The sequence below is a fragment of the Plantactinospora sp. BB1 genome, assembly GCF_003030385.1.
Classification (GTDB): Bacteria; Actinomycetota; Actinomycetes; order Mycobacteriales; family Micromonosporaceae; genus Plantactinospora.
This window is the reverse complement of the sequence record NZ_CP028159.1, coordinates 5383356-5396911: the sequence shown is the minus strand read 5'-3', so window position 1 is coordinate 5396911 and position 13556 is coordinate 5383356. Positions and strand designations below refer to the sequence as shown.

Below are 13556 nucleotides of genomic sequence, written 5' to 3'. Positions count from 1 at the left end.
GCGCTATGGATTCCCGCACGGGTCTGCCCGTTGTCGGCATGGTGGGCGGCGGCCAACTGGCCCGGATGACCCACCAGGCCGCGATCGCCCTCGGCCAGTCGCTCCGCGTCCTCGCGCTCACCCCCGAGGACGGGGCCGCACTGGTCGCCGCCGACGTCCGGTACGGCGAACACACCGATCTCGCCGCGCTGCGCGACTTCGCCGACGGCGCCGACGTGGTCACCTTCGACCACGAGCACGTGCCGACCGAGCACGTCCGGGCGCTCGCCGAGGCCGGGGTGACCGTCTATCCGCCCGCCGACGCGCTGCTGCACGCCCAGGACAAGCGGGTCATGCGGGAGCGGCTGACCGAGCTGGGTGCCCCGGTGCCGCGCTGGCGGCCGGTCGCCGAACCGGGCGACCTGGTCGACTTCGGTGCCGAGCTGGGCTGGCCGGTGATCCTGAAGGCGGCCCGGGGCGGCTACGACGGCCGGGGCGTCTGGGTCGTCTCCGACCCGGCCGAGGCCGCCGAGCTGGTCGGCACGCTGCGCGCCGCCGGCACCGAACTGATCGCCGAGGAGCGGGTCGCGCTCCGCCGGGAGCTGGCGGTGCAGGTCGCCCGCTCGCCGTTCGGCCAGGTGGCGGCGTACCCGGTGGTGGAGACGGTGCAGCGGGACGGCATCTGCGTGCAGGTGCTGGCGCCGGCACCCCGGCTGCCGGAGGAGGTGGCGCTGCGGGCCCAGCAGCTCGCGATCGACCTGGCCACCGCGCTCGGCGTGGTCGGGCTGCTGGCGGTGGAGCTGTTCGAGGTGGCCGGCCCGGACGGCGAGCCGGCGCTGGTCGTCAACGAGCTGGCGATGCGGCCGCACAACTCCGGGCACTGGACGATCGAGGGTTCCCGGACCTCCCAGTTCGAGCAGCACCTGCGGGCGGTGCTCGACTATCCGATGGGGGACACCGCGCTGACCGCCCCGGTGGTGGTGATGGCGAACGTGCTCGGCGGCCCGGACGGCGGCATGTCGATCGACGAGCGGCTGCACCACCTCTTCGCCGAGGACCCGGGTGCCAAGGTGCACCTCTACGGCAAGCAGGTCCGGCCCGGCCGGAAGATCGGGCACGTCACGGTGCTCGGTGACGATCTGGAGAAGGTACGTGCCCGGGCGGCTCGCGCCGCCTGGTGGCTGCGGGAGGGGCACGAGTGACGGAGTCGGCGCCGCCGGTCGGTCTGATCATGGGTAGCGACTCGGACTGGCCGGTGATGGGTGCGGCGGCCGAGGCGCTGGCCGAGTTCGGCGTCGGCTACGAGGTCGGGGTGGTGTCGGCGCACCGCACTCCGGTGAAGATGATCGACTATGCCCAGGCCGCCGCCGGTCGGGGCATCCGGGTGATCATCGCGGGGGCGGGCGGGGCCGCCGCGCTCCCCGGCATGGTGGCCTCGGCCACCCCGCTGCCGGTGATCGGGGTACCGGTGCCGCTCAAGCACCTCGACGGGCTGGACTCGCTGCTCTCCATCGTGCAGATGCCGGCCGGCATCCCGGTGGCGACCGTGTCGATCGGCAACGGCCGCAACGCCGGCCTGCTGGCGGTACGCATCCTGGCCGCCTCGGACGAGACGCTGCGGGACCGGATGGTGGCGTACCAGGCCGAGCTGGAGACGCTGGTCGCGCAGAAGGAAGCCGCGCTGCGGGCCAGCCTCGGCGCCTAGGCGTACCGAGCCGGCCAGGGCGTTGCCGGCTTCCGGCCGGCCGGGTCGGCACCACCCGCTGCGGAGACTGTCGAGCTGCCCCGTCTGTGCGCCCACGCGCTCCGAGACCCTGCCCCGTCTCTTCGCCCACGCGCTCCGAGACCCTGCCCCGTCTCTGCACCCATGCGCTCCGACACTCTGCCCCGTCTCTGCACCCAGCTCGACAGTCTGCGCGCGGCACTCCCTCCTGCCGCCGCCCCGCCGCTCCGTCGCCCCGCCGGGGGCGCGCGCCGGGTGGCGGGCACGGTCAGCGGCGGGTGCGGTCAGCGCATCCCGCGTACCGCCCGGAAGCGCTCCTGGGTGCGGCGCCGGTTCTCGTTGCTGGCCCCGAACGCCAGCAGCAGCAGGCCGACCGGGATCAGCACCAGCCACGGCCCGAAGCTGAACAGGGCGCGCAGCGCGGCCAGCGCGGTCACCACCGCGCCGATGATCACCGGGGCCTGCTGCCGCCGGTTGGATCCCCAGATCAGCGTGGCCACCCCGCCGAGCAGCAGCAGCACCTGACGGATCGCGCTGTCGTTGCCGGCCAGCACGATCACCAGGGTGGGCAGGAACGCCGCCACCAGCGCCGGCCCGTACGCCACCCAACTGCTCAGGTCGGCGCGGTGCCGCATCTCCAGCAGGCCGACCAGCAGGGCCAGGACGGCGAACGCCAGCGTGTACGCCTCCGGCAGCGCCACGTCGGCGAGCGCCATCAGCATCCACCAGGCGACGACCTCACAGCCGACCGCCGACCAGAAGAGCGTGCGCCGCTCGGCCGTACGACGGTACGGCCGTACCGCCGCCATGCCGAGCACGGCGCCCCAGGCGGCGAGCAGCGCGGCGATGTGCCGGGGTGAGTCGTAGGCGAGCGCGGCGGCGATGAGCGCGGCAGCGTACCCGCTCCACTCCACCGTGGTCGCCTCGCGGATCGCCTCCGGCCGGCGCAGTCGGGGCAGCATCGCCGCGACCAGCAGCAGCACCGCGCCCACCGCCAGCACCCCGAACGCGGACCAGGCCGGGTCGAGCCCGAGCACCAGCCCGAGGGTGAAGACGAACGTCTGGGCCATCACCGAGGCGAAGAGCCAGCCGAGGATGCGGGCGTTCTGGGTCCGGCCGCCGAGCGCGGCGACCGCGCCGACCCCCACCGCCGCGCCCAGGGTGAACAGGGTCAGCTCCCGGCTGGCCAGCGCGCCGGCCAGCCCGGCCCCACCGGCGGCCAGCCCGATGCCGAAGACCAGGATCCGGGTCAGCCGCAGCGAGCGGGCGACCTCGGCGTCCGGCGGCGGCGGGGTCAGGGCCAGCCCGAGCATCGCGATGGTGAAGACGGCGAGCGCCGCCAGGGTGCCGTTCGGCCAGGCCAGGTCGAGCGAGATCGGGGTGATCAGCAGGGTGATCGCGGCTCCGGGCAGCACCACGGGTACGGCCCGGGCCGGCCGTCCGCCGCTGAACCCGGTGGCGGCCAGCCCGGCCGCGATGGTCAGCAGCAGCGCCGCCAGCACGTTGCCGGGGTCGACGGCACCGGGCTCCGGGTCGACGAGCGCGGCCGGCACCCCGTCCCAGATCTGGGTGAGCGTCTGGTACGGCTCGACCAGCGCCACCACCAGGGCGGGCGCCAGCGCGGCCACCGCCAGTGCGGTCGGCAGCGCCGCCGCGAGCATCGCCCCGACGGCGGGGCTGACCGACCAGCGGCCGCCCCGGGCCGGCTCGGGCAGCCGACGCAGCGCGCCGCCGAGCATCACCGACCAGCGTCGGATCGGCTCCCGCAGCGGGGTCGGGGCCGGGGTGACCGCCCGGATCAGCTCGGCGAGCACCCCGAGCAGTACGGCCGCGGCGGCGTAGACGCCCCAGGGCAGGCCGGTGAAGAGCGCCGCCACCGAGGTCGCGGTGGCACCGCCGACGATGCCCATCGTGGCGTACGGGAGGTATTGCGGGACCTGGCGGCGGACCAGTCCGGTCACCGCGACGCCGAGGCTCGCCCCGGCGAGGGTGGCCAGCACCACCACCTCGGCCGGCCGGTGCAGCGCGGCGGCGAGCGAGGCGAGCGCCCCGCTGAGCGCGAAGAGCGCCCCACCGGCGGCGAGCCCGCCGATCTGGGCGGTCTGCGGCGGCATCGACCAGGTGTCGGCCTCGTCCGCCGGGCCGGAGAGGGTGCCGACGACCCGGGCCAGGATGGCGACGACCGCGCCGATCAGCGCGACGATGCCGAGCGCGGCGGCGGTCGTCCACGGCCGGACCAGGCTCGCCCCGACCGCGTGCAGGGCCACGACGCCGGCCACGGTGGCCCGGGCCAGCCCGGCCCGGGGATCGCTGGCGACGACCGAACTCACCCCGTAGACGGTGGCGACCGCCCCGCCGACCACGATCGGGGACCACCAGGGCAGCCCGAACGCCGCCGGGGTGCCGATGGTGGCGAGTCCGACACAGACGGCGGCGACGTCGTATGCCCACGGCCGGGGCAGGGCGATCGCGGCGGCGCCGGCCAGCAGGAGCAGCGCGACCGGGGCCTGCCAGCCGGTGCCGGTCTCGCTGACGTGCCACTGCGCGAGGTCGGCCGCCCAGAGCCGGCCCGGGGTGGCCAGCACCTGGAGGCCGCCGCTCAGCGCCGTCCAGCCGGCGAGCAGCGCCACGATGCCGCCGGTCAGCGCGATGCCGAGGACCGGTCCGCGCCGCCACTCGACCGGCATGGCCCGGATTCCGGCGGCCACCACCAGGATGAGGAAGGCGGCGGCGGCCAGCTCGGCGCCGTCGCCGAGGATGCCGGCGATCCGGGCGAGGGTGCCCACCAGGGCGGCGGTGACCGCCGCGGCGGCGATGTCCGAGCCGTCGAGCAGCCGGTCCGCCCGCCGGCCGGAGTCGATCGACGGCGCCAGCACCAGCAGTACCGCGCTGACCAGCAGCAGCCCGCCGACCAGGGTGTCCGGCAGGGTGGCGCCGGGTGCGCCGAAGGCCGCCGCGGTGACCGCGAGCGCGCCGAGGCCGGTACCGAGGGCCAGCGGCACGCTGATCTGCCGCTGGGCGACCTGGGTCACCGCCGCGTAGCAGAGCACCGCGCAGACGGCCAGGAAGCTGGCGGCGAGGACCGGTTCGGTGGCCTCCCGTACCGACAGCGCGGTCGGGGTGGGGTCGACGGGTACCGCCGAGGCGACGAAGGCCGCCACCGCACCGGGGAAGGCGAACGCCGCCCCGCCGGCCGCCCAGTCGCCGACCAGGCCGGACCACCGGCCCGCCGGGGTGGTACGGGCGAGCGGGGCGAGCGCCACCAGCGCACCGCCGACGGCGAGCGCGAAGAGTACGGCCGCGGTCAGGCCGGGCCGGGCCACCGAGGCGGCCGCCCCGGCGAGCCCCACCACGGCGGCGGCGACGGCGTGGGTCAGCGCGGCCCGCCGGGTCTCGGCGGTCAGCCCGACCACCCCGATGGCGACGGCGACCAGCACCGGTGGCCAGGGGGCGGCGACCCAGCCGAGCCCGAACGAGGCGGGCATGGCGAGTGCGGTCAGCGCCGCACCGACCACGGCGAACTCGCGGCGCACCTCCGGCGGCGAGGAGAGCACGGCGGCGATGGTGAGCAGCAGGGCGGTGACGGCGAGCTGCCAGGAGGTGTCGCCGACCCCGGCGGCGAGCTTTCCGGGGTATTCGGAGAGGTCGGCCTCCCAGACCGGGAGCGCGGCCCGGATCGGGGCCAGGGCGGCCCGCAGCGCCCCGCCGGCCACCACGATGCCGATGACGATCAGGGCGGCGGCGGAGGCGAGTTGCGGCCCGCGCCGGGCCGCCTCGGGGACCGCGCGTACGCCGAGCCCGGTCAGCGCGATGACGGCGGCGATCACCACCAGGGCCCGCCCCGGCAGGGCGACCGCGGCGACCCGGCCGGCGGCACCGATCACGGCCAGGGTCAGGATCCCGGCGCCGATGTCCGGCAGGGGCGGCCGGCGCAGCACCAGCGCACCGACCATGCCGACCCCGGCGGCGAGCAGCAGCGCCAGGCCGGCCCGGGACGCGCCCGGTACGGTGTCGGCGTTCACCAGCGCGATGACAGCGCAGACCACGGCGACGGCGAAGGCCAGCCCGTGCAGCGCCCAGGCCAGTTCCCGGACCCAGGGGGTGCGGGTCGTCGACCGGACGCCCGGGGTGCGGACCCGCTTCGTCGGCCCGCCCAGTGCCGGATCGGCCTGGACGACCGCGTCCGCCTCCTCGGGGAAGGTCTCCGGCCGATCCGGGCCGATCCCGTCCGGGGCGGTCGGGTCGCCGTCCACCCGTCCCGGCCGCTCGTCGGGGCGGACTCTCGGCGTGCCGGGCGGGGCGGTCACCGGCACCTCGGGGCCGAACCGGAACCGGGCCGGCCAGCCGGTCAGCCGCCCGTCGTCGCCGAAGAGCCGACCGAGGTAGAGGTTGCCGACCGCCACCGCCGCGAGTACCACGGCCCAGCCGGCCGGCCCGGTGACGAAGGAGTACGCCAGCAGCGGCAGGATCGGCTGCACGGCGAGTACGGCCGCGTAGCGGGGGGCGTTCAGCCCGGTCACCGAGGCGTACCCGGCGGCGACGGCGGCGGTGAGCAGGAAGGTCAGCCCGGCGAAGAGCGACCCGGGCAGTCCACTGTCGCCGAACCGGTCGACGGTCCAGAGCGAGTACCCGGTCAGCGGCACCAGCAGCAGCCCGACCGCCGCGATGGTCTCGGCGGTGGCGCTCAGCCCGCGCTGGGCCACCCGGGGCGGTACGGCCAGCATCAGCGCGGTGGCCAGCACCAGGATCGCGACCCGGCTGAAGTCGTCCAGCGAGCTGAGCGCGACCGCGACGAAGACCACCGCCGCGATGCCGAGCAGCAGCGCCCCGAGCCCGAGCAGGATGTTCTGCACCTCGCGGGTGGAGGCCTCGGGTCGGGCCTTCCCGCCGTCGTCCCAGCTCGGCTCGGCGCCGGCCGGTGGGGGTGGCGGCGGTGGGGGCGGTGTGGTGGGTGTGGTCCGGTCGGGGCCGCTTCTCGGCTGTCGGGGTACCCGGGGTGGCGGCCCGCCCGGGGCGGTCCCGGGCGCGGCGGTCGGTGGGCGCCGGTTGGCCTTGCGCCGGATCACCCGGCGCGGCTTGGTGTTCTGCTTGCGGCGCTGGTCCGCCGCGTGCGACAGGATGTCCCGCTGGAAGAGCGCCGCCTGCATCTGCGAGGCGATCGTCTTCTGCTCCCTGGCGAGCGCCGCCTCGCGGATCTTCATCTCGGCGATGGAGCGCTCGATCCGGGCGACGTCGTCGGCCCACCGGAGCTGCTCGGTCCCGCAGTGCGGGCAGTGTGGTGCCGGCTCGATCTCCCGGCCGCACGAGGAGCACTGGTACGTCGTACTCACGGCACCCCCTCCAGCCGGCGCGCAGGCCGCATCACGGGCTTACACCGAAGCATGCCCACGGGAGGCTGCCGTTGAACAGCCCCCGGTCGCGTGCGAAACCCGGCTGAGGAGATCCTAAAAGGCCGGCCGTGGACCTGGTCGGGTCCACGGCCGGCAAGTCGGCGTCGAATTCACGATTGTCGCCGTCCGGCCGCTGCGCTATCGGCGGCGCGGCGGTGGTTTCGGCGCTAGGGCCGGCCCATGCCCCGGTAGTCCCAGCCGGCCTGGGTCCACAGTCCAGAGTCGAGGCAGTTGCGGCCGTCCACGACCCGCCGTCCGGCGGCGAGTTCGCCGAGCGCCACCGGGTCGGCGTTGCGGAAGTCGGCCCACTCGGTGAGTACGCAGACCAGGTCGGCCCCGGTGACGGCGTCGTTCATGCTGGCCGTGTACGACAGCTCGGGCCGCTCGCGGCGGGCGTTCTCCATGCCCTGCGGGTCGTAGACCTGCACGTCGGCGCCGGCCTTGTGCAGCGCGGCGGCGACGGCGAGCGAGGGGGCGTCCCGGACGTCGTCGGAGTTCGGCTTGAAGGTGGCGCCGAGCACCGCGATCCGGGTCCCGGAGAGGTCCGGCCCGGCCGGCCCGTACCGGCGGCCGAGCAGTTCGGCGGCGAGCTGGAGCACCCGGCTGCGGCGGCGCAGGTTGATCAGGTCGACCTCGTGCAGGAAGCGCAGCGCCTCGCCGGCACCCAGTTCCTGGGCCCGGGCCTGGAACGCCCGGATGTCCTTGGGCAGGCAGCCGCCGCCGAAGCCGACGCCGGCCTGGAGGAACCGGTTGCCGATCCGGGGGTCGTAGCCGATCGCCCGGGCGAGCTGGGTGACGTCGCCGCCGGCCACCTCGCAGACCTCGGCCATCGCGTTGATGAACGAGATCTTGGTGGCCAGGAAGGCGTTCGCGGCCACCTTGACCAGTTCGGCGGTGGCGAAATCGGTCACCACCAGCGGAACCTCCCGGTCCTCGGTGGCGGCCAGGTCGTAGACGCCCTTGTGCGCGGCGTAGAGCATGCCGTTGGCCCACTCGCTCTTGACGCCGACCACGATCCGGTTGGGCCGGAGCACGTCCTCGACGGCGAAGCCCTCCTGGAGGAACTCGGGGCTCCAGGCGACCTCGACCCCGAGGCCGACGTCGGCGTGCTTGCCGACGAGCTGCTCGATCCACTCGGCGGTGCCGACCGGGACGGTGGACTTGCCGACGATCAGGGCCTTGCGGGTCAGGTGCTGGGAGAGCCCGGTGACGGCGGCCTCGACGTACGACAGGTCGGCGCCCATGCCGTCGGCCCGCTGCGGGGTGCCGACGCAGATGAAGTGCACGTCGCCGAAGGCGGCGGTCTCGGCGATGTCGGTCGAGAACCGGAGCCGACCGGCCGAGAGGTTGCGCTTGAGCAGCTCGTCGAGGCCGGGCTCGTGGAACGGCACCTCGCCGCCGGCCAGCTTGGCGATCTTCTCGGCGTCGACGTCGAAGCCGATCACCTCGTAGCCGAGTTCGGCGAAGCAGATGGCGTACGTCGCGCCCAGGTAGCCGGTGCCGAGGAAGGTCAGACGCGGGCGGGCGGCGCCGGACGGCGGAGTCACCGCCGGGATCGTCGGCATGGGCTGAGTGCTCGGGTACGGGATCGTCACGCCTGTGTTCTCCGCTCGCAGTGGCGGCGCTTCATTGCGTCGCGGTGGGAGGTCGGCGCCGGAGGAGAGCGCCGATGTCGGACATTGTGGGCCTTGTTCACCTGGTGTCGAGGGTGCGCGGTCGGCGAGTCGGCCGCCCGCACCGGGACGACAAGCGCTGAGCCTACGCGGATCGCGCTTCCCGGTGCATCTTCGGTCGGGCTTTTCACAGCGTGCCCGCCGGCCCGGGTGCACCGCCCCCTGGCCGTCCGGCTCGCCCCTTCTCGGCGCTATTCCCCTGATTTCTGCTGCTAGGCGTGTTTGGTAGGTGGTGGGCGAACGTCCTGCCTAGAAGATCTTGACCGTCGGAAATGGCTGCTCATAGGCTCCGAGCCACCTTCACGTCGATCTCCGCAGCCTCACCCCCACCCCCGAGAAGGGAATCCGAACGTCAGATGACGGTTCCGAAGTTCCCCCCGACGCCCGCTCCGAAGCCTCCCAGATCGATGTCCCGGCGCCTCGGCGGGGCAGCGGTCGCCCTGCTGCTCGCCCCGCTGCCGCTGCTGCCCGGCGCCCCGGCCGCCGCCCACCCGGGCAAGCCGCCGACCCCGGCCGGATGCAGCCAGGACCCGTCCGCCCGGCTCACCGGGGTACCGAGCCCGGAGCGGCACCTCGGCTTCCCGCTTGGCCTCGGCCAGCAGCGGGTGGTCACCGACGACGAGATCCGGTCCTACCTCGGTGCCGTCGACGCCGCCTCCGACCGGGTCGTCACCGGCAACGTCGGCAACAGCGTGCTCGGCCAGTCGATGCCGTACGCGATCGTCTCCGACCCCGGCCACCTGCGCCGGGGCGAGCTGGAGAAGATCGCCGAGAACATCCGCGACCTGCGTGACCCGCGCAGGCTGTCGGACCGGAAGGCGGCGGAGATCGCCGCGAAGGGCCCGGCGATCGTCTGGGTGACCGGCAACGTGCACGGCGGCGAGAAGTCCGGCGGCGACGCCGCGCTGAAGACCCTCTACGAGCTGGCCGCCGGCCTCTCCTGCGAGGTACGCGAGCGCAACCGGAACCTCGTCACGATCATCGTGCCGACGCAGAACCCGGACGGCCGGGACGCCAGCCGCCGGCAGAACGAGTACGGCTTCGACCTGAACCGGGACTGGTTCTCCCGTACCCAGCCGGAGACCGACGCCAAGCTGGAGATGCTGCGCCGCTATCCGCCGCAGGTCTACGTCGACGCGCACGAGATGGGCGGCGACGAGTACTTCTTCCCGCCGAACGCGGACCCGATCCACCACGAGATCTCCGACGAGGCGGTCGACTGGATCAACCGGATCGGCGCGGCCAACGCCGAGGGCTTCGGCTACAACGGCGCCTGCACCGAGACGGTCACCAGCGAGTGCTACTTCAACTACGACACCTACGACATGTTCTTCATGGGGTACGGCGACACGGTGCCGGCCACCGGCTTCGGCGCCGCCGGGATGACGTACGAGAAGGGCAGCTCCTCGGCGGTCCAGGACCGGGTGCAGCAGCAGTTCAACACCCAGTGGGCGACCGTCGGCTGGGCCTCGGAGAACCGGCGGGAGATCCTGTCGGACTACTTCCGGATCTGGAAGGACGCCCTGGCCGAGGGTCGGGCCGGCAAGCTCCAGCCGAACGAGGTCGTGCAGCCGACCAACGAGGTCCAGTTCCCGGTGCCGGACATCACCGTCCGGTCGTACTTCCTGCTGCCGAACCGGCAGCTCGGCGACGTACGGCAGCTCGTCGAGCGGCTGCGCCGGATGGACGTCGAGGTGTACCGGCTGACCAAGCCGGTGAAGGTGCCGAACGCGAAGATCTTCGGCGGCCGGTCGGCCCGGAACCACACCGTGCCGGCGGGCGCGTACTGGATCCCGATGGAGCAGCCGCAGAAGCACTGGATCCAGGCGATCCTGGGCGAGGACCCGTACGTCCCGTTCCCGTACTTCTACGACGTCTCGTCCTGGAGCAACCCGCTGCTGATGGGCGTGGAGACGATCTACACCGGTGACCGGCTCTCGCCGAGGGCGGAACGGGTCCGCGGCATCGACGGCGGGCGCGCCGGGTACGCGCCGAGGCACGGCTCGTACGCGTACCCGCTGGACTCGGCGGCGGCGGCCGAGCTGACCTTCAAGCTGCTCGGTGCGGGCGTCGAACTGCGCCGCGACCAGCGCAGCGGCGTCGTCACCCTGCCGGCGGCGGCCCTGACCGGCTCGCACGACCGGCTCGCCCGCTCCATCGGGGTGACCCTGACCGCGAGCTGGCGCGGCGTCACCGGCACCCGGCTGGCCCTGCCCGACGTCGGCCTCTACGCCGGCACCGGCATCTCCACCACCTCCGGCTCGCACGGCGAGGCCCGGTACGTCCTCGGCGACCAGTGGGGCCTCGACCTCAAGCCGGTGAGCACGGCGGACATCAACGACAACACCGCCGCCTTCACCGGCCGGACCGTCCTGCTGGTGCCGGACGGCAGCAACCCGACCGGCGGCCTCACCGCCGCCGGCCAGGCCAACCTGCGGGCCTGGGTGGCGGCCGGCGGCACCTACGTCGGGCTGCGCAACCAGGGCACCCGGATGGCCCGCTCCGCCGGGCTCACCTCGACGGTCGAGCTGCCGAAGCCGACCGACTACACCGTGATCGGCTCGCACCTGCGGGTCGACGTCGACCGGAGCAGCCCGGTCGGGCTGGGCCGGCCGGCCGAGGACTTCGAGTTCAACAACAACGACTCGATCCTGTCGCCGAGCACCACGGGTAGGAACGTGCTGACGTACCCGGCCGACGGGCGGTTCTGGCTCAACGGCTTCACCGAGCACGCGGACGCGCTCAAGGGCACGGTCGCGCTGGTCGACGAGCCGACCGGGGCCGGCCGGGCGGTGCTGTTCGCGTTCAACCCGCTGTTCCGGGCGTACAACGAGAGCGGGCTGCACCTGGTCGCCAACGCGCTGCTGGCACCGCGTACCGCCCCGGCGGTCCCGGCGTCCCCGGGTGCCCGGGCGGCGGCTCCGGCCGTACCCCCGGCGCGGGCCTCGGCCGCAGCGGCGCCGGCGGCGGAGAACCTGGGTGGTGAATGGCGGCCGATTTCCATCCGGGTCGCCGCGACCGACCTGGACCGGACCCGGGCGATCGTCGCCCGGCACACCGGCGACGCCCAGGTCGGCACGGCCGGCGGTACGGCGTACCTGACCATTCCCAACCCGGAGGGTCTGACGTCGGACGAGCACCCGTTCCTGCGTGAACTGGTACGCGAGATCCGCGCGGCGGGCATTCCGCTGCGTTCCGTCGTCGGCTAGCGCACAGCGGTACGAATGTGGAGGGTGGGAGACATCTCCCACCCTCCACTGACTGTCGAGCTGCCCCGTTTCTGCGCCCAGCTCGACAGCCTCCGCGCGTCGGCTCGGCTCGCGCCGCACTCCCGGTGGCGGGAGCGCCAACTCCAAGATTCTTGGAGATCTATGGCGCGTGGTGAACCACAAATCACCAAGAATCTTGATGTACGCCGCGCACGGCGACGCGGAGGTCGGCTACGGCGACGTCCCTTCCCGGCGGCGCTCCCCGGCCGGCGTCGGCCCGCCCTGGGGCAGCAGGTGGGGAGGGCTGTCGGGACTAGGTTACTGGCGGGTATGGTTCGGATATCCGGGGCGTGGGGCCGCCGGAGACGAGTGCCGGGGAGGGCCGCGGTGACCAGTGAGCCGTCGTTCGACGCATACCTGCTGCCTGAGGAGCACCAGGCGATCCGGGAGGCCGTCCGGGAGGTCTGCGACGCCAAGGTCGCGCCGAACGCGGCCGAGGCCGACGAGACCGGCGAGTTCCCGAAGGCGTCGTACGAGGCGCTGAGGGCCGCCGACTTCCACGCCCCGCACATCCCCGAGGAGTACGGCGGAGCGGGCGCCGACGCGCTCGCCACCGCGATCGTGATCGAGGAGGTGGCCCGGGCCTGCGCCTCCTCCTCGCTGATCCCGGCCGTGAACAAGCTCGGCACCATGCCGCTGCTGCTGTCCGGCTCCGCGGAGCTGAAGCGGCGCTACCTGCCGCCGGTGGCCCGGGGCGAGGCGATGTTCTCGTACTGCCTCTCCGAGCCGGAGGCGGGCAGCGACGCCGCGTCGATGCTCACCCGGGCGGTCCGGGACGGCGACCACTACGTGCTCAACGGCGTCAAGCGGTGGATCACCAACGCCGGGGTGTCGGAGTACTACACCGTCTTCGCGGCGACCGACCCGGCGGCCCGCTCGCGCGGCATCTCCGCCTTCGTCGTGGAGAAGTCGGACCCGGGGGTCAGCTTCGGGGCGCCGGAGAAGAAGCTCGGCATCAAGGGCTCGCCGACCCGCGAGGTCTACCTCGACAACGTGCGGATCCCGGCCGACCGCATGATCGGCGAACCGGGCAGCGGCTTCGGCACCGCCATGCAGACCCTGGACCACACCCGGGTCACCATCGCCGCCCAGGCCGTCGGGATCGCCCAGGGCGCGCTGGACTACGCCAAGGGGTACGTGCGGGAGCGGCGGCAGTTCGGCAGGGCGGTCGCCGAGTTCCAGGGCGTGCAGTTCATGCTCGCCGACATGGGGATGAAGCTGGAGGCGGCCCGGCAGTTGACGTACGCGGCGGCCGGTAGGTCGGAGCGCGGCGACGCCGACCTGACCTACTTCGGTGCCGCCGCGAAGTGCTTCGCCTCGGACGCCGCGATGGAGATCACCACCGACGCGGTGCAGTTGCTCGGCGGGTACGGCTACACCCGGGACTACCCGGTCGAGCGGATGATGCGGGACGCCAAGATCACCCAGATCTACGAGGGCACCAACCAGGTCCAGCGGATCGTGATGGCCCGCCAACTCCTCAGGGACTGACCTCGGGTGCCGGCGCGGGCCGCTGCCACGC

The 13556-nt window shown here is 74.0% G+C and carries 6 protein-coding genes; 4 read left to right on the top strand and 2 right to left on the bottom strand.

From position 1 onward, the window contains the following. The first annotated feature begins 5 nt into the window (after positions 1 to 5). Entirely contained in the window at positions 6 to 1181 is a 1176-nt protein-coding gene (locus C6W10_RS23475) for a 5-(carboxyamino)imidazole ribonucleotide synthase (RefSeq protein WP_107260551.1), read from the top strand. Positions 1182 to 1210: 29 nt separating this feature from the next. Next, positions 1211 to 1684, top strand: coding sequence for a 5-(carboxyamino)imidazole ribonucleotide mutase (gene purE, locus C6W10_RS23470; RefSeq protein WP_107264221.1), 474 nt, complete (start codon positions 1211 to 1213; stop codon positions 1682 to 1684). 302 nt (positions 1685 to 1986) lie between these two features. Here the strand turns inward: purE and C6W10_RS23465 are convergent, their stop codons facing one another. Further along, a complete protein-coding gene (locus C6W10_RS23465) occupies positions 1987 to 7032 on the bottom strand; it encodes a zinc ribbon domain-containing protein (RefSeq protein WP_107260549.1) in 5046 nt (1681 codons plus the stop codon). Between the two features lie 227 nt (positions 7033 to 7259). Further along, entirely contained in the window at positions 7260 to 8687 is a 1428-nt protein-coding gene (locus tag C6W10_RS23460) for a UDP-glucose/GDP-mannose dehydrogenase family protein (protein WP_107260547.1), read from the bottom strand. Between the two features lie 485 nt (positions 8688 to 9172). Between C6W10_RS23460 and C6W10_RS23455 the strand changes: the two genes are divergently transcribed. Further along, entirely contained in the window at positions 9173 to 11974 is a 2802-nt protein-coding gene (locus C6W10_RS23455; RefSeq protein WP_107260545.1) for a M14 family zinc carboxypeptidase, read from the top strand. 387 nt (positions 11975 to 12361) lie between these two features. Next, positions 12362 to 13525, top strand: a complete 1164-nt coding sequence (locus C6W10_RS23450; protein WP_107260543.1) for an acyl-CoA dehydrogenase family protein — start codon at positions 12362 to 12364, stop codon at positions 13523 to 13525. Positions 13526 to 13556 lie beyond the last annotated feature (31 nt).

Excerpts from the sequence above, each read along its gene's own strand:
- C6W10_RS23475 (WP_107260551.1), top strand. The coding sequence starts at position 6 with ATGGATTCCCGCACGGGTCTGCCCGTTGTCGGCATGGTGGGCGGCGGC.
- purE (WP_107264221.1), top strand. The coding sequence starts at position 1,211 with ATGGGTAGCGACTCGGACTGGCCGGTGATGGGTGCGGCGGCCGAGGCG.
- C6W10_RS23455 (WP_107260545.1), top strand. The coding sequence starts at position 9,173 with ATGTCCCGGCGCCTCGGCGGGGCAGCGGTCGCCCTGCTGCTCGCCCCG.